14 protein-coding genes are annotated in these 17,087 nt (G+C 66.5%); 3 read left to right on the top strand and 11 right to left on the bottom strand.

The features are described from left to right. Positions 1-4 precede the first annotated feature (4 nt). The 4 genes from moaA to AC3FOF_RS27045 all read right to left on the bottom strand — a co-directional run bounded on the left by moaA (position 5) and on the right by AC3FOF_RS27045 (position 5,319). Positions 5-1,150, bottom strand: coding sequence for a GTP 3',8-cyclase MoaA (moaA, locus tag AC3FOF_RS27060; protein ID WP_488728355.1), 1,146 nt, complete (start codon positions 1,148-1,150; stop codon positions 5-7). 38 nt (positions 1,151-1,188) lie between these two features. Then, the gene (locus AC3FOF_RS27055; protein ID WP_035817945.1) at positions 1,189-1,854 is read right to left on the bottom strand and encodes a response regulator; all 666 of its coding nucleotides are present in this window, start codon (positions 1,852-1,854) and stop codon (positions 1,189-1,191) included. Between the two features lie 56 nt (positions 1,855-1,910). Next, the gene (locus AC3FOF_RS27050) at positions 1,911-3,902 is read right to left on the bottom strand and encodes a type IV pili methyl-accepting chemotaxis transducer N-terminal domain-containing protein (RefSeq protein ID WP_488728350.1); all 1,992 of its coding nucleotides are present in this window, start codon (positions 3,900-3,902) and stop codon (positions 1,911-1,913) included. Between the two features lie 235 nt (positions 3,903-4,137). Further along, the gene (locus AC3FOF_RS27045; protein ID WP_488728349.1) at positions 4,138-5,319 is read right to left on the bottom strand and encodes an NAD(P)H-dependent flavin oxidoreductase; all 1,182 of its coding nucleotides are present in this window, start codon (positions 5,317-5,319) and stop codon (positions 4,138-4,140) included. A 294-nt stretch (positions 5,320-5,613) separates the two neighbouring features. Here AC3FOF_RS27045 and ubiU point away from each other — a divergent pair, with 294 nt between their 5' ends. From ubiU to ubiT, 3 genes are all read left to right on the top strand, one after another. Then, positions 5,614-6,642: a ubiquinone anaerobic biosynthesis protein UbiU gene (gene ubiU / locus AC3FOF_RS27040; protein ID WP_276263778.1), complete on the top strand. Its 1,029-nt coding sequence runs from the start codon at positions 5,614-5,616 to the stop codon at positions 6,640-6,642. Positions 6,643-6,721: 79 nt separating this feature from the next. Further along, on the top strand, positions 6,722-7,660 hold the full coding sequence (locus AC3FOF_RS27035) for a U32 family peptidase (RefSeq protein ID WP_488728348.1): 939 nt from the start codon (positions 6,722-6,724) through the stop codon (positions 7,658-7,660). Beyond that, a complete protein-coding gene (gene ubiT / locus AC3FOF_RS27030) occupies positions 7,657-8,109 on the top strand; it encodes a ubiquinone anaerobic biosynthesis accessory factor UbiT (RefSeq protein WP_276263776.1) in 453 nt (150 codons plus the stop codon). Before AC3FOF_RS27035 ends, ubiT begins: the two co-directional genes overlap by 4 nt. A gap of 230 nt (positions 8,110-8,339) precedes the next feature. Here the strand turns inward: ubiT and AC3FOF_RS27025 are convergent, their stop codons facing one another. The 7 genes from AC3FOF_RS27025 to AC3FOF_RS26995 form a co-directional block, all read right to left on the bottom strand. Then, positions 8,340-8,786 carry a putative zinc-binding protein gene (locus tag AC3FOF_RS27025; RefSeq protein ID WP_488728347.1) on the bottom strand — a complete coding sequence of 149 codons (447 nt, stop codon included), beginning with the start codon at positions 8,784-8,786 and terminating at the stop codon, positions 8,340-8,342. Between the two features lie 42 nt (positions 8,787-8,828). Beyond that, complete coding sequence (gene mobB, locus AC3FOF_RS27020; RefSeq protein ID WP_276263775.1) at positions 8,829-9,410, bottom strand: molybdopterin-guanine dinucleotide biosynthesis protein B; 582 nt, start codon at positions 9,408-9,410, stop codon at positions 8,829-8,831. 121 nt (positions 9,411-9,531) lie between these two features. After that, positions 9,532-10,278 (bottom strand): peptidylprolyl isomerase, encoded by a 747-nt coding sequence (locus AC3FOF_RS27015; RefSeq protein ID WP_017223984.1) that lies wholly within the window; start codon positions 10,276-10,278, stop codon positions 9,532-9,534. A 40-nt stretch (positions 10,279-10,318) separates the two neighbouring features. Beyond that, complete coding sequence (narI, locus tag AC3FOF_RS27010; protein ID WP_488728346.1) at positions 10,319-11,002, bottom strand: respiratory nitrate reductase subunit gamma; 684 nt, start codon at positions 11,000-11,002, stop codon at positions 10,319-10,321. 10 nt (positions 11,003-11,012) lie between these two features. Then, a complete protein-coding gene (gene narJ / locus AC3FOF_RS27005; RefSeq protein WP_017223982.1) occupies positions 11,013-11,681 on the bottom strand; it encodes a nitrate reductase molybdenum cofactor assembly chaperone in 669 nt (222 codons plus the stop codon). A gap of 90 nt (positions 11,682-11,771) precedes the next feature. Then, positions 11,772-13,322: a nitrate reductase subunit beta gene (narH, locus tag AC3FOF_RS27000; protein ID WP_017223981.1), complete on the bottom strand. Its 1,551-nt coding sequence runs from the start codon at positions 13,320-13,322 to the stop codon at positions 11,772-11,774. Next, positions 13,319-17,059: a nitrate reductase subunit alpha gene (locus AC3FOF_RS26995; protein ID WP_276263774.1), complete on the bottom strand. Its 3,741-nt coding sequence runs from the start codon at positions 17,057-17,059 to the stop codon at positions 13,319-13,321. Before AC3FOF_RS26995 ends, narH begins: the two co-directional genes overlap by 4 nt. Positions 17,060-17,087 lie beyond the last annotated feature (28 nt).

Here is a 17,087-nt window from a genome sequence, read left to right as displayed (position 1 = left end):
GCCGTCAGCCACCGATATAGGACATTTCGATCTTGCGTTCGGCGCGGGCCTGGCGCACCGCCGGGTTGCTGCGCTGTTCGGAGTAGTTGTCGGTGCGTCCTTGCCAGACCCCGGCAATCGCGTTGGAGATTGCCAGGTCGCTGTGTTCGCCGCGCAGCAGCGCGCGCAGGTCGTAGCCTTCGGTGGCGAACAGGCAGAGGTAGAGCCGGCCTTCGGTGGACAGCCGGATACGGCTGCAATCGCCGCAGAAGGCGTGGGTGACGCTGGAGATCACGCCGATCTCGCCGGCGCCGTCGCGGTAGCGCCAGCGCTCGGCGGTCTCGCCGCTATGGTTGGCGGGGATGGCTTCGAGCGGGAAGGCTTCGTGGATGCGGCGGACCACCTCGGCCGAGGGGAGCACCTCATCCATCTGCCAGTGGTTGCTGGCGCCGACGTCCATGAACTCGATAAAGCGCAGGATGATGCCGCTGCCGCGGAAATGGGCGGCCATCGGCACGATCTCGGCATCGTTGGTGCCGCGCTTGACCACCATATTGACCTTGATCGGCGCCAGGCCGGCGGCCTGGGCAGCCTCGATGCCGTCCAGCACATCGCGCACCGCGAAGTCGACATCGTTCATGCGGCGGAAGGTGGCGTCGTCGATGGCGTCCAGGCTCACGCTCACGCGCGACAGGCCCGCATCGCGCAGCGCGCGCGCCTTGCGAGCCAGCAGCGAGGCGTTGGTGGTGAGGGTGAGGTCGAGCGGCTTGCCCGACACCGTTTCGATGCGCGCCAGCATCTCCACCAGCTTCTCGATGTTCTTGCGCAGCAGCGGCTCGCCGCCGGTCAGGCGGATCTTCTCGACCCCGTGGGCGACGAAGAGGCGGGCGACGCGTTCGATTTCCTCGAAGCTCAGCAACTCGGAATGGGGCAGGAAGGTGTAGTCCTTGCCGAATACTTCCTTCGGCATGCAATAGACGCAACGGAAGTTGCAGCGGTCCGTGACCGAAATGCGCAGATCATGCAGCGGCCTGCCGCGCGTGTCGGCAACCAGAGCGGCCTGCCGCGCGTGTCGGCAACCAGGCCGGACGGTGCGGCGAGCACGTCCGGGATGCTGGGCGTCATCGAGCGGTAGCGATGGTCGCGCAGGTCGAAGATGGGGATGACGGATTCGGTCATGGTGTGAGGGCTGGCGACGCGATGGCCGGTTCAGCCGGGCGTGGTCAGCCCGCGCTCGACGGCGTAGACGGCGATCTGCACGCGGCTCGTCAGGTTGAGCTTCTTGAGGATATTCTGTACATGGATCTTGACGGTGCTTTCCGCCACGCCCAGCTCGCGCGCGATCTCCTTGTTGCTCTCGCCGCGCGTGAGGCCGCGCACGATCTCGTGTTCGCGCGAGGTAAGCCGGGGCTCGTCGCTCACGCTTGCCGCCGTTGCCACGGGAGGGTTGGTGGGCGCACGGAACTGCGCGACAAGCTTTGCCGTCATGCTGTGAGAGATGACCGCCTCTCCCGCCGCGGCGCGGCGGATGGCGCTGGTCAGGGTTTCCGCTTCGATATTCTTCAGCAGATAGCCCCGGGCGCCGCTGCGAAGCGCGGCCGCCAGTTCTTCGGCTTCCTCCGACACGGTGAGCATCACCACGACGCTGTCGGGCAGGTCTTCCACCAGTAGCTGCAGGGTTTCAAGCCCCGACAGGCCGGGCATGTTCAGGTCCAGCAGGATCACATCGGGCCGGTGCTGCTTGGCTCGCTTGACGCCCTCCACGCCATCGGACGCCTCGTCGACGATCTCGAAGTCGGTCTGGCGCGCCAGCAGGGCACGCACGCCCGAGCGAAACAGGGAGTGGTCGTCTATCAGGAGGATGCGGATGGTCATGATATTCACCTATAAAAGTATGCTGGCGAGCCCGTTCGGTGGCCGTGCCGTGTTCACTACCGCGGCAGGATGAGCTCGACCCGCGTGCCCGTGCCCCGCGCGGCCACGATCCGCAGGCTGGCCGACAGCCGGGCCGCCCGCTCGCGCATGATGTGCAATCCCACGTGGGATTGGTCGTCTCCCGCCGGCTCGGCAGGGTCGAAGCCGTCGCCATCGTCCTCCACGATCATGCTGAAGGTGCGTCCATTGCGCACGATGACGCTGGCGTACCCCGCACGCGCATGCTTTCGTACATTGGAAAGGGCCTCCTGCAGGATGAACAGCACCTGCAGTTGCTGCTCGGGCTGCAGGGGCGGCCCGCCCTGAGCGTCATTGAACACCAGGGCGAGCTCCGTGCTGCTCTGGCGCCGGAAGCGTGCCACGGTGTCTTCCACTGCCTGGCGCAACGCGCCATGCGCAAGCTTGCTGCGGAAGTTGAGCAGGAGTTCACGTACATCCTGATAGCTTTCCTCCACACCGCAGCGCAATAGCGGCACGATGGTTCGGGTCTCGTCCATATCGTTGCGCGAGACGGCGTCTTCCAGCAACTGCACCTGCAGGTTCAGGTAGTTAAGCCCCTGGGCAATGCTGTCATGCAGGCCCTGGGCCACCAGGTTGCGCTCTTCCACCACCGCCAGCTGGCGCGCGGTCTCCGACAGGTGCAGGTGGTCCAGGGCTACGCCGATATGCTGTCCGAACGTCTCGAGCAGGCGGATGTCCGAAGCCGGCAGCTGCATGGGGTTGCGAAAGTGCAGGGAGAAGGTGCCCATCACCGCGCGCTGCGTCTCTATGCGAAACACCGCAAGCCCCGGGAAGCCTTCCCTGGCGCAGCCGAAACGCTCACCGGACGCTGGCCGGCCGGCCGAGAGCGCAGGGCCTTTGTTGAGATCTTCGATCAGCACGACCGTTTCGCTAGCCGCTTCGCCACAGAAACACGCATCCGCCTTCATGCAGTGCTCGGCCTCTTCCAGGTCCGCCGAGAGGCCGGCCGATACCAGCAGATGAAGCTGGTTGTGGTCTGCGTCGATCATGCGCACGCTGCCGCCGTCGGCATCGAACTGTTTCATCACGCGCTGCAGGAAGCCGCGGCAAAGCGCCTCGCTGTCGTTTGGCATGTTGAGGAAGGCGGCCATGTCGTAGAGCGCCGCGAGATCGCGGTTGTGCCGCGCCAGCTCAGCGGTTTTCTGTGCCACGCGTGCTTCCAGATCCTGGTACAGCCCCTGCAGTTCGCCTGCCATCTGGTTGAAGCCTTTCGCCAGCATGCCGAATTCATCGCTGGTTTCCACCGGCAGCCGCAGCGAGAACTCCCGCGCGGCCATGCGGTGCAAACCGTCCTGCAAGCGTATGACAGGAAGGATGATCCAGATATAGAGCAGGTAGATGACGGCCACCGTGCCCATGCAGGCCATCGCCGCGAGCCCCGCCTGCGACAGGCGCAGCAAGGTGGTCTTCATGGCGTTTTCCTGCTCGATCATGCTGACCAGGCGATTGACCTGATCCACGAACGACGTCAGCGCCGACGGGTAGGAGGGAGACGTGCCGTTCGCGGCGGACAGGTCGGCGAGGGCGAGCGGCTTGATGCGCTGGTTCCAGTCACGGTCTACCCGGTCAAGCTGTGCGTGGATACCGGGGTCATCCGGCAGGAACAATGGGCGCGCCGGATCGCCCTGGCGCAGGCGTGCCAGGGTGGTATCCACTCCGGTGAGCTGGGCATCCAGTTGATGGCTCGCGCCGGCACGCGCCCTGGCGAGTTCGATGGCCACGCGATTGGCACGCATGCGCAGGCTGCCTGCATCGTTGATGGCCGCGCCCGCGCCTTCGAGTTGCCATGACAGCCACAGCGTCCCGGAGATCATGGTCAGCACGATCAGGAGCGCGCCCAGCGAGAGCGAGACGATCCGCGTCGACAGGCGGTGGCGCAAACCTGGCAACTCTGCCTGGCTACGCGGCGGGGTGACGGACGGCTCCAGGGTGGGAGCGGGCGGGCAAGGGGGCGTGAGGTCTACCATATGGCTCCGGCCCCTGGCGTGCTTGGCGGTCTGTGCCGGCGCTCTAGTACCAGGGGCTTGTCGCATTATTGACGGCGAGCCGGCGCGGCGACTTGCGCAAGATCAAGATCGCTTGCGGGTTCGGGTGGTTCTTGCGTAACTTTCCTTAAATATCATGGCGTGACAGAATTTTCCGGCGCCCGGGCCGGGATCGGAGGGGCTGCCGCCGGTAGCGGTAGCGATGGCGCAGGCGACATCACACGGCGTGTGCCGCCTGGCCCGGTGGCGTGTCGAGGCCGGTTGGCATTTCGCCGGTGAGCAGGTAGTGCATCAGTTCGCGGACCGGGCGGATGGCCTGGCCGAACGGCAGGCTCCCCTTGCCGCGGAAGAACAGCCCGCGCTCCACGTCGCCGCGCATGGCCTGGGCCAGCTTGAGGTCGATGCAGAACTGCCCGACGCGGCCGATGCCGTCGCGCAGGCCGCAAGCCTGCAGGCAGTCGAAGCCTTCAAGGCAGTCGCGCACCTTGGCGCGGGTCCGCAGCGTCGCTTCACGCGACAGGTAGCGCTTGAGCCACGGCGTCAGTACGGCGCGTGCCGGCAGGCCGGCCACGCTGGTGAACTCGCTCAGTTGTTCGGGACGCGCGCTGGCCAGGACTTCCTTGAAAGCCGGGTGCGCATCGCCTTCTTCGGTCACGGCGAAGGCCGTCCCCAGTTGCACGGCCGAGGCGCCTTCACCCAGCCAGTGACGGACTTTGGCATGGCTGTTGATCCCGCCCGCAAGGATCAGGGGAACGCTCTCCCAGGCCAGCCCCAGTCCGGCGAATACTTCGCGGCATTCGGCCAGCACGCGTGCGAAGGAGAAGCGCCCATCGCCGATGTCCTCGATGCGCGAAGCGCCAAGGTGGCCGCCGGCGTGCGCCGGGTCCTCGATGACGATGGCGTCGGGCAGGCGGTTCTTCTTCATCCACTTGCGCAGCACCAGGCCGATGCCACGGGAGTCCGACAGGATGGGAATCAAGGCAATGTCCGGGTGACCGGCCGTGAGTTCGGGCAGGTCGAGTGGCAGCCCCGCGCCCATCACGATGGCATCGGCCCCGCTCTCGCAGGCCTGCCGGACCAGTGCGGCATGCGAGCTGACGGCTTTCATGACGTTCACCGCGATGGCACCGCGCCCGCCCGAGAGCTGCCGCGCGCCCTGGATCTCGCGATCCAGTGCCACCAGGTTGGCTGCCTCTATCTTGTCCTTGTCACGTGACTTGGCCGTGGCCGCCATCAGGTCCGGATGATGATGGCGCAGATCGATGCTGGCAATGGTGCCCATGCCGTTCTGGCTCGCCACCGCGCCTGCCAGCCGGTGCGCGGAGATGCCGATACCCATGCCGCCCTGTACCACCGGGACCAGCCGGCGGCCAATCAGCTTTAGCCAATGCTCTTGCATATCACCCTCGGTAAGACATTCTGCTCGCCGGCGGGGATGCCGTGCGTTGCAGGAAAGCGGCATAGGTTTGCATGGACATGCGGCGGGAAACTTGCGTTGGATCAAGTCGGGGCCGGCTCGATACCAATGGCCTATGCCACTCGGCGGATGGCCGTCGTCGGCGCCGTGCGCGGCGGCCCGCGCTTTTGCGCCTGGTCAATTGGTCCGTGCCGGAGCTTGGCTAGGATCATGGCTCACTTGCGTTCGCCGCCGCCTTGGCGCATGCGGACGCCCGAAACCTCATTGAGCCTATCCATGACCTCCAACACTCCGGGCACAACGCGTCGCCCGCAACTGGTTGCGCCCGCCGGCTCGCTGGCTGCGCTGCGCGTGGCGCTGCAACGTGGCGCCGACGCCGTCTACCTTGGCCTGCGCGACGCCACCAATGCGCGCAACTTCGGCGGGCTGAACTTCACCGAGGCCGATATCCAGGCAGGCGTGGCCGAAGCCCACGCGCAGGGCGCGGAAGTCTTGTTCGCCATCAATACCTTCGCGCAGATGGGCGCGGTTGCGTGTTGGCACCGCGCCGTCGATGCCGCGGCGGAGCTGGGCGCGGATGCCGTCATCATGGCCGATCCCGGCCTCATGGCCTATGCCCGCGAGCGCCATCCGCAGCTGCGTCTTCATCTGTCGGTGCAAGGTTCGGCCACCCACGCCGACGCCATCGAACTGATGCGCGCGCGTTTCGGCATACACCGGGTGGTGCTGCCGCGCGTGCTGTCGCTGGCGCAGATCGGCAAGCTCGCGCGGCAGACCGATGTGGAGCTCGAAGTGTTTGGCTTCGGTAGCCTGTGCGTGATGGCCGAAGGCCGCTGCCTGCTGTCTTCCTACGCGACTGGCGACTCGCCGAACAACAAGGGCGTGTGCTCGCCCGCGCATGCCGTGCGCTGGGAAGAGCACGAGGGAACCATGCAGGCGCGCTTGTCCGGCATCCTGATCGACAGCTACGCGCCCGGCGAGCCGGCCGGCTACCCGACCCTGTGCAAGGGACGGTTCGAGGTGGAGGGCGAGCGGGGCTATGTGCTCGAGGAGCCGACCAGCCTCAATGCGCTGTCGCTGCTGCCGGCGCTGATCGGCATAGGCATTGCCGCGATCAAGATCGAAGGCCGCCAGCGTAGCCCCCGTTATGTGGGCGACGTGGTTGGCGTGCTGCGCGCAGCGATCGACGCCGCTGGCGCCGATCCGTCGCGCTTCACCGCGCGTCAGGAATGGCAGGGCGTACTCGGGCGGCACGCCGAGGGCGACCAGGTGACCCAGGGCGCTTACGACCGGCCATGGCGTTGAGGCCGCGCCGCGGCGCCTGCGCCTGCTGCCTTCTTTGTGCCTGCGGGCATGACATTCTCCTTCTGGAACCAAACTACCAATGAACGATTCGATGAACGAGCCGAGCGCGGCTGTGGCGGCTGTGGCGGGCAGCTTCGGCATCTCGCTGGGCCCGCTGCTGTACTACTGGCCGCGCACCACGGTCATGCAGTTCTATGCGCAGGTCGCAGACTCCGCGGTGGACCGCGTCTACCTGGGCGAGACCGTCTGTACCCGCCGCCATGAGCTGCGCCATGCCCACTGGCTGGAGATCGCGCAGATGCTGCAGGAGGCCGGCAAGGAGGTCGTGCTCTCGACCCCGGTGCTGGTCGAATCCGACAGCGATATAGCCTGCATGCACCGCGTCTGCGAGCAGACCGAATATCTGGTCGAGGCCAACGACCTGGGCGCCGTCAACCGGATGCAGGGGCGCGCCTTCATCTGCGGCCCGCATCTGAACGTGTATCACGCGGATACGCTCGCCTGGCTCAGCGGGATGGGGGCCATAGCATGCGTGCCCCCGCTGGAAATGGACCGCACCGCGCTGGCGGCGCTGGCGGCGGCACGCCCGGCGGGCACGGACCTGGAGGTGCTGGTCTGGGGCCGGATGCCGCTGGCGTTCTCGGCGCGGTGTTTCACTGCGCGGCACCACAGGCTGCGCAAGGACAATTGCGAGTTCCGCTGCCTCGAGTACCCGGATGGCCTGGTGGCTTCGACCGGGGAGGGCCAGCCGTTCTTCACGCTCAACGGGGTGCAGATCCAGTCCGCCAGCTGTCTTGACCTGTGCGCCGAGGTGCCGGCCATGACCGCGATGGGCATCGGCTCGGTGCGGGTCAGCCCCCATGCCAGCGCCACGCTGGATGTGGTGGCGGCGCTTGCGGCACTGCGCTCCGGCGAGCGTACCGCGGCGCCCGGCGGCTTGCTGCCGGCGGGGGCGCAGCCCAGCAATGGCTATTGGGACGGACGCGCCGGCATCGCCTGGCAGGAGGAACACGCATGATCGGCCCGAAAGCCATGCTGGCACGCCTGCACCGCGCGATGCCGGCGCAGGCCCGTGCCTTGCCCCTGGTGGCCGCGCTGGAGCTTGCGCGGCGGCGTGGGTGGCTGCAGCCACCGGCGGCGCTCGATGGCCATTGCTTCCTGCTGACGGTGGAGGACCTTGGCCTGCAGGTGCGTTTTCGCTGCACGGATGGCCGTTTTGCCGCCGGGCCCTTTGACGGTAGCCCGCCGGCGCTGACGTTGCGCGCCAATGCCGTCGATTACCTGCGGCTGCTGGGCGGGGAAGCCGACACCGATACGCTGTTTTTCCAGCGGCGTCTGGCGATTGGCGGCGATACCGCGCTTGGCCTGGAAGTGAAGTACTGGCTGGACGCGGTGAGCCGGCCGGAATGGCTGACCGGGTTGACCAGGCACCTGGCGCCGGGCGCCGCCACGTCGCAGCCTACCTGAGGAGGCAGCAAGGGCGGCAAGTGCCGCTCTTCAGCTTGCTGATGAACCTGCGGTTGCGGCGGTTTGCTCCCCATCTCTCCCGCTTGCGGGAGGGGGGCAGGTTTGAGGTTCGGGCGTGAGTGGGCTGGCTGTAGCGCCTCATGCTCCGCGTGTTCCGTATGGCACTGCCGTTCGCCATGCTCCGGTTTTCTCCCCTCTCCCCGTGAGGGGACAGAGCGTGACAGCCGTCGTCATTCCAGACGGTCTTGGGGCATCCCTTCGGCTTCGGCCAATGCGGCTTTGTCGGCATGCCGGGGCGGCGCATCCTTGATGGCCGACAGCGCCAGTGTCACCGCCTCCCAGGCCGCTCCGGCTTCCGTCTCGCTGCATTCGCCATGCTGCCGCTTGGTGGCGCCCAGCCGGTTGAGCACCAGATGCCGGTCGGGCGCAACCCCCGCGCTGGCCAGGCAGGCTTTCACGCAGGCCAGCGGGCAGCCGTCCAGGGCCAGGATCGGGCGGCCCGAACGGGCCACCCTGGTGAGCGCGGCAACGCCGCCGCCAACCCCGCTGATGCAGGACATCTCGGCCAGCCCGCCGCGGTCCAGCCGTACGGCGAAGGTGTTGGCGAGCTGCGCCACGCTGGAGCAGCCGGAGCACGCGTAGACGAGAGGCAAGGATGTGGTGTCAGCCTTGGGCATTGCGATACCTCCGGACTTGATGGGCGGATTGGGGAGATGCCTTCAGGAGGCGATCGCCGACGGCTTGCATCGCGTAGTTTCGGCGGATGAAGTGACGGAACGCTCTCCACGTGAAGAGACCGCGTCATCCAGCTTGCACAGCCTGAGAATGAAGCGCGCCACCTGGGCGGCCTGGTCGAGCGGCAGGCAAGGCATGCCGATATCGAGCGGCACGTCGCTGGCCACCGCCACGATGGACGGGTCGCGGGGATAGTAGGGGGCGCGCCCGTGCGCCGGCCGGAAAACCTCGATGCGCGGGATGGCTTCGCTGCGGAACCCTTCCACCAGGGTCAGGTCCGCCGGCGCCAGGCGCGCCACCTGCTCGCGCAAGGTCGGCTCCGGCGCACCGTTCAGTTCGTGCAGGATGGCAAAGCGGAATGGCGAAGCCACCAGGACTTCGCCGGCGCCGGCCTGGCGAAAGCGTGCGCTGTCCTTGCCCGGCGGCTCGAGCTCGAGAGAATGGTGGCTATGTTTGATGACATTGACGGTCAGCCCTTGCTGGCGAAACCAGGCGAGCATGGCCGTGATCAGCGTGGTCTTGCCGCTGCCCGAGGTGCCGGCGATGCCGAGGATGGCGGGTTGCATGATCGTTCTCCCAGAGATGGCCTCCGGGTGGGCGGACTGGCGAAGCGCGGTGCGCATTCCGGAGAGACGGGAATGCGGCGTCCGGGGCTTGCCAGTGCCTGTTGCCGGAGGTGGAGGTTGTTTATTGCACCAGCGGCGTTTCGGCGCCGCCGAGGTCGATCCCTTCAATGCTGGCGCCGCCGATCAGCAGGCTTGCGTACTGCTTCCACGCGCGGTCGCGCGCCGCCGCCGCGAGGGCGCGGGCGATGGATTGCCGCACGGCATCGAACGGCAGCTGTACGCCTTCGCAGCGCTCGATGACCCGTACCACGTGCAGGCCGTAGCGCGTTTCAACCAGCCGGGCCAGCACGCCCGGATTGCGCGCGGCAAAGATGGCGCGCTCGAACTCGGGCGCGGTTTCGCCGCGGAACACGCGGCCAAGGTGTCCGCCGCCGGCGCCGGTCGGGCAGTTGGAGCGGGCATTCGCCAGCCCGGCGAACGCCGAGGGATCGGCCAGCACCTGCGCCAGCGTGGCCTCGGCCGTTTCGCGCAGCGCATCGAGCGGGACCCGCGGCGTCACCTGGAACAGGATGTGCCCGGCCTCGACCCACTCGCCCTCGCGGAAGCGTTCCAGATGGCTGTCGTAATGCCGGCGGCAACTGGCCTCGTCGGGCTCGGGCAGCCCGACCTCCCGCTCCAGCAGGGCCTCGGTCAGGGACTCGTCGTCGTCGCCGGGCAGTCCGAGCCGCCGCGCCTGCGCGCGCACCAGATGACGCAGGATCAGGGCAACCACGGCGTGCCGGGTGGGTTCATGCGAGCCGGCATGGTGGGCCAGTTCACGTTCGATCTCGGCGTCTTCCAGTTCGACGCCGTTGACTAAGATGGGCATAGCTTTCTCCTTGCAGGACGGCCGGTTGGCGGGGCGGGCTTCAGCGGCTGCGCACCAGTTGCCAGGCGCGGCCCAGGTAGCCGACCGAGGCGAATCCGCTCCACACGTGCACCAGCCGGGTGAAGGGGAAGATGGCGAACAGCGAGATCCCCATGAACAGATGGGCCTTGAACAGCAGCGGCGCAGCGGCGATATAGCTGGCGGCGTCCCCGCGCAGGGTGACGATGTGCTGGGCCCAGGTCATCAGCTGCACCATCATGTGGCCGTCCATATGGCGGGACGATTCGAAGATGGTGGAAAGGCCCAGCAGCAAGGTCACCAGGATCCACAGCAGCAGCACCTTGTCGCCGGTGCGCGTGACCGCGGACACGCGGGCATTGGTGAAGCGGCGGTGGAGCAGGATCAGCAGGCCGGACAGGCACATGGTGCCCATCAGGCCGCCGGCCGCCATGGCCACGCCTTGCTTGAATCCATGCGAGACGCCCAGGGCGTCCCAGACCGCCACGGGCGTCAGCAGGCCTACCAGATGGCCGAAGAACAGCCCGATGATGCCGACGTGGAAGAGGATGCTGCCGACCCGCAGGTTGCCGCGATGGAGCAGTTGCGAGCTGTCGCTCTTCCAGCCGTATTGTTCGCGCTCGAAGCGCGCCAGGCTGCCGAACAGGAAGACGACCAGGGCGATGTACGGATAGATGCCGTAGAGGAATTGATTGAGCAGGTTCATGGTCGTTGCCTCAGCGAGCGGTGGTCATGGGCGCCGTGCCGCGGGCGTAGAAGCGCACGGGCTGGTCGCCGAGGGGGCGCGGTGCGAGCAGCGGTTCCACGCCGTCCACGCCGGGGCCGAAGGTCTCCAGCGCTTCGTCCATATCCCGCACCGGCGGCTCGGTCCGGGGCTGTGGCTGCACGTCAGTGAGCGTGCGCAATACGGTGAACACCGCGGCATACGGACTCTCGTTGCGCGCCAGCCGGTCGCCAACCGCGGCGAGCACGTGGATGGCGTCGCCCAGCAGTTGCCCGGCGTGCGCGTCCTTGCCGTCGGCCACCAGCGCGCCCAGGAACTCCAGGAACAGCGGCACGAAATCGGGCAGTTCCGCCTCGGCGGGCTCGAAGCCCTCGCGGCGGTATTCGTCGATCAGGTCGACCATGGCCTGGCCGCGATCCCGGCTTTCGCCGTGCACGTGTTCGAACAGGTGCAGCGAGTGGGCGGGGTTGCGGTCGAAGGTGGCGACGTAGTTCTCCTGGAGTTCGATCAGCGTGTTGGTCTTCAACAGCTCGCCCAGGGGCGCCAGCGTGGCTTGCGCCTGCGGCGACCTGGCCAGCGCGGTGTCGATTTCAGGCAGGGCGTCGAGAAGGTCCTGCTCGGGGTAGCACAGCAGGGCGCTAAGGATGGGGTAGAGCGGCATGGGAGGCTCCCGTGGTGTATGGATGGCGAAAGTGCGGATGCCGGCCGCTCCCGTTTGCCGGCGGGAGCGGGGCGGGAAGTCAGGCGCCGGTCATGTCGCCATGGCCTTCTTGCGCGATTTCGGCATGTCCGCGAACATCACGCTGCCTTGCGGCTTCTTGCCGAACAGGGAGCCGTCCGAGGTCCCGCCCGAGCAGCCGTTGCCGAAGGTGAAGCCGCAGCTTGCCTTGTCGTTGAAGCTGTCCTCCACCATTTCCTTGTGCGAGGACGGGATCACGAAACGATCCTCATAGTTGGCGATCGCCATGATCTGGTACATGTCCTCCACCTGTGCCGGCGTGAGGCCGACCTGCTCCAGCACAGCCAGGTCCTGCACGTCGTCCACCACTTCCGAGCGCTTGTAGGCGCGCATGGCCAGCATGCGTTCAAGCGCTTTCAGCACCGGCGCGACTTCCCCCGCGGTCAGCAGGTTGGCCAGGTACTTGACCGGGATGCGCAGGCTCTTCACGTCCGGGATCACGCCGTTCATGCCCATGTGGCCAGCCTCGGCGGCCGACTGGATCGGCGACAGCGGCGGGATGTACCACACCATCGGCAGCGTGCGGTACTCGGGATGCAGCGGGAAGGCCACCTTCCATTCGCAGGCCATCTTGTACACCGGCGACTTGCGCGCGGCGTCCAGCCAGCTTTGCGCAATGCCCTGGCGCAGCGCTTCGGCCTGGACGGCCGGATCGTGCGGATCCAGGAAGATGTCCAGCTGCGACTGGTAGAGATCCTGCGGGTTCTCCACCGAGGCGGCTGCCTGGATGCGGTCGGCGTCGTACAGCATCACGCCCAGGTAGCGGATCCGGCCGACGCAGGTTTCCGCGCAGACGGTAGGCTGGCCCGCTTCGATGCGGGGATAGCAGAACAGGCATTTCTCGGCCTTGCCGCTTTGCCAGTTGTAGTAGATCTTCTTGTACGGGCACCCGGAGATGCACATGCGCCAGCCGCGGCATTTGTCCTGGTCGACCAGCACGATGCCGTCGTCCTCGCGCTTGTAGATCGAGCCGGACGGGCAGGAGGCTACGCAGGTCGGGTTCAGGCAATGCTCGCACAGGCGCGGCAGGTACATCATGAAGGTGTTCTCGAAGGTCGAGTACATCTCCTTCTGGACGTCTTCGAACAGCTTGTCCTTGCTGCGCGCGCTGAACTCGCCGCCAAGATCGTCCTCCCAGTTCGGGCCCCATTCGATCTTTTCCATCTTCTTGCCGGTCAGCACCGACACCGGGCGGGCAGTGGGCGGCGTCTGCACCAGCGGCGCCTTCTGCAGGTGCTCGTAGTCGTAGGTGAACGGCTCGTAGTATTCGTCGATCTGCGGCAGGTTGGGATTGGTGAACAGTTTCGCCAGGATGCCCAGCTTGCTGCCCTGGCGCGGTTCGAGCTTGCCGGCGGCATTGCGCGTCCAGCCGCCATGCCACTTGTCCTGGTTCTCCCATTCCTTGGGATAACCGATGCCGGGCTTGGTCTCGACATTGTTGAACCAGGCGTATTCCACGCCGTCGCGGCTAGTCCAGACGTTCTTGCACGTAATCGAGCAGGTATGGCAGCCAATGCACTTGTCCAGGTTCAGGACCATGGCTACCTGGGCGCGGATTTTCATTGCTCAGCTCCTTCCTTCGCTTGTTTTTCCACCAGCGGGCCTTCCAGCCAGTCGACCTTGTTCATCTTGCGCAGGATCACGAACTCGTCGCGGTTGCTGCCGACGGTGCCGTAATAGTTGAAACCGTATGCCAGCTGCGCGTAGCCGCCGATCATGTGGGTGGGCTTGGTCACCGTGCGGGTCACCGAGTTATGGATGCCGCCGCGCATGCCGCTGGTTTCGGCGCCGGGCACGTTCACGATCTTCTCCTGGGCGTGGTACATCAGGCACATCCCCTTGGGGACCCGCTGCGAAACCACCACCCGCGCGGTCAGCGTCCCATTGACGTTGAAGACTTCCACCCAGTCGTTGTCGCGGATGCCGTTGGCCTTGGCCTCGGCTTCCGAGATCCAGACATGCGGCCCGCCGCGCGACAGCGTCAGCATGCGCAGGTTGTCCGAATAGGTGGAGTGGATGCCCCACTTCTGGTGCGGCGTGATCCAGTTCAGCACCAGTTCGGCATTGCCGTTGGGCCTGGCACCCAGCATCGGCGCGATGGTCTTGGTGTCGATGGCGGGCTTGTAGACGCAGTTGCCTTCGCCAAAATCCAGCATCCAGCGATGATCCTGGTAGAACTGCTGGCGGCCGGTCAGGGTGCGCCAGGGGATCAGCTCGTGGACATTGGTGTAGCCCGCGTTGTAGCTGACTTCCTCGGACTCCAGGCCGGACCAGGTCGGCGCGGAGATGATCTTGCGCGGCTGCACCTGGACGTCGCGGAAGCGGATCTTGTCATGCTCGCGCCCGGTGGCCAGGTGGGCGTGGTCGCGCCCGGTGATGGCCGACAGCGCTTCCCATGCCTTCACCGCGACATGGCCGTTGGTTTCCGGCGCGAAAGTCAGGATCATCTCGGCGGCGTCGATGGCGGTATCCAGCCGCGGCCGCCCCTGGCTCACGCCGGGTTCGTCGACCGTCTTGCTGAGCGCGCCGATTTCCTTGACTTCGTGGCGGGTATCCCAGTTGATGCCCTTGCCGCCGTTGCCGTGCTTGTCGAGCAGCGGCCCGATCGAGGTGAACTTCTTGTAGATATCGGCATAGTTGCGCTCGACCACGGTCATCGATGGCGCGGTCTTGCCGGGAATCAGCTCGCATTCGCCGCGCTTCCAGTCCTTGGGCTCGAACGGCTGCGCCAGTTCACCCGGCGTGTCATGCAGCAAGGGGCTGCAGACCAGGTCCTGGCGGGTGCCCAGGTGGGCGCCGCCGATTTCGCTGAACTTCTTGGCGATCGCCTTGTAGATTTCCCAGTCCGTACGGCTCTCCCACAGCGGCTGCACCGCCTCCGACAAGGGATGGATGAAGGGATGCATGTCGGAGGTGTTGAGATCGTCCTTCTCGTACCAGGTGGCGGTCGGCAGCACGATATCGCCGTACAGGCAGGTGGTGCTCATGCGGAAATCGAGCACGGTCAGCAGGTCGAGCTTGCCCTCGGCGGCGGGGCGCACCTTGACCTCGCTCGGCGTGATGGCGTCCGCCTCGTCGCCGAACACGGCGTTCTGGGTGCCGAGCAGGTACTTGAGGAAGTACTCATGGCCCTTGCCCGAGCTGCCCAGGATATTCGAGCGCCACACGAACATATTGCGCGGGAAGTTCTCCGGGTTGTCGGGGTCGTCGCAGGCGAACTGCAGCCCGCCGGACTTCAGCTGTTCGACCGTATAGGCGACAGGATCCTGGCCAGCCGCCGCGGCGGCATCGGCGACATCGAGCGGATTGCTGCTTAGTTGCGGCGCCGAGGGCAGCCAGCCCATGCGCTCGGAGCGGGCGTTGAGGTCCAGCAGCGAGAGGTTCTCGTACTTGGCCTTGTCCGCGGTCGGCGCAAGGATCTCGTCCACGGCAAGCTTTTCGTGGCGCCACTGGCTGGTGTGGCTGTAGAAGAACGAGGTGCCGTTCATCTGGCGCGGCGGGCGCGACCAGTCCAGGCCAAAGGCCAGCGGTGCCCAGCCGAATTGCGGGCGCAGCTTTTCCTGGCCCACGTAGTGCGCCCAGCCGCCGCCGCTCTTGCCCACGCAGCCGCACATCATCAGCAGGTTGATGATGCCGCGGTAGATCATGTCGTTGTGGTACCAGTGGTTGAGCCCGGCACCGACGATCACCATGCTCTTGCCCTGGGTGCGATCGGCGTTGTCGGCGAACTCGCGCGCTACCTGTATCACCAGATGGCGCGGCACCGTGGTGTGTTTTTCCTGCCAGGCCGGCGTGTAGGGCACATCGTCGTCGAAGGACGTGGCCACATTGTCGCCGCCCAGGCCCTGGTCCACGCCGTAGTTGGCCATCTGCAGGTCATAGACCGTGGCCACCAGGGCGCTGCTGCCATCGGCCAGCGTGATGCGCCTGGCGGGCACGCGGCGCTTGAGCAGGGCATCGTGCTCCGCGCCGAAGTACGGGAAACCGACTTCGGCCACCTCGTGCCCGGCCGCCATCAGCGAGAGCAGGGGGTCAAGCGCCTGTCCGTTGCCGCCGTCCTTCATCTCCAGGTTCCAGCGGCCTACCTTCTCGCCGCCGTTGTGCGCGGCCTCGCCCCAGCGAAAGCCGATGGTGCCGTTGGGGACCGCGAAGTCGCCGCTGGCACTGTCGATCACCAGCGTTTTCCATTCAGGATTGTTGGCTTCGCCGCGGGCGCCGGCGAGGTGGGAGGCACGCAGGAAGTGGTCGGGCACCAGCGTGCCGCCGTTATCCCGCAGCAGCACCAGCATCGGCATGTCGGTGTACTGCTTGATGTAGTCGCGGAAATAAGCGGAGCGCCCGTTCAGATGGAACTCCTTCAGCACCACATGGCCCATGGCCATGGCCAGGGCGGCATCGGTGCCTTGCGTGGGCGTCAGCCAGATATCGCCGAACTTGACCATCTCGCCGAAGTCGGACGATACCGCCACCGTCTTGGTGCCTTTGTAGCGGACTTCGGTGTAGAAGTGGGCGTCCGGGGTGCGCGTCTGCGGCACGTTGGAACCCCATACCATCAGGTAGGTGGAGTTGTACCAGTCGGCCGATTCCGGCACGTCGGTCTGCTCGCCCCAGACTTGCGGGCTGGCCGGCGGCAGGTCGCAGTACCAGTCATAGAATGACAGGCAGACCCCGCCCAGCAGGCTCAGGTAGCGCGCCCCGGCGGCGTAGGACACCATCGACATGGCCGGAATCGGCGAGAACCCGACCACGCGGTCCGGGCCGAAGCGTTTGATGGTAAAGGCATTGGCTGCCGCAATCATCTCCGTGGCGGTGTCCCAGTCGGCCCGCACGAAGCCGCCCAGGCCGCGCACGCTCTTGTAGCGCTTGGCCTTGACCGGGTCCTGGCTGATCGAGGCCCAGGCGGCCACGGGATCCATGGTCTTGCGGGCTTCGCGCCACATCTCCATCAGGCGGCCGCGGATCATCGGGTACTTCACGCGTTGCGCCGAGTAGACGTACCAGCTGTACGAGGCGCCGCGCGGGCAGCCGCGCGGCTCGTGGTTGGGCAGGTCGGGGCGGGTGCGCGGATAGTCGGTCTGCTGCGTTTCCCAGGTGATCAGTCCGTTCTTGACGTAGACCTTCCAGGAGCACGAACCCGTGCAGTTCACGCCGTGGGTGGAGCGCACGATCTTGTCGTGCTGCCAGCGGCTGCGGTACCCGTTCTCCCACCGGCGGTCCTCGTCCACCACGGCGCCGTGTCCACCCGCGAAGGTGGACTTGACGCGGGACATGAATTTCAGTCGATCCAGAAAATGGCTCATAGTTGTTCTCCGCGAGTGCTTTTGCTGA

This window comes from Cupriavidus sp. 96C5-1 (genome assembly GCF_057798855.1).
The sequence above is the reverse complement of the archived record's forward strand: the minus strand, read 5'-3'. Positions and strand labels throughout refer to the sequence as shown.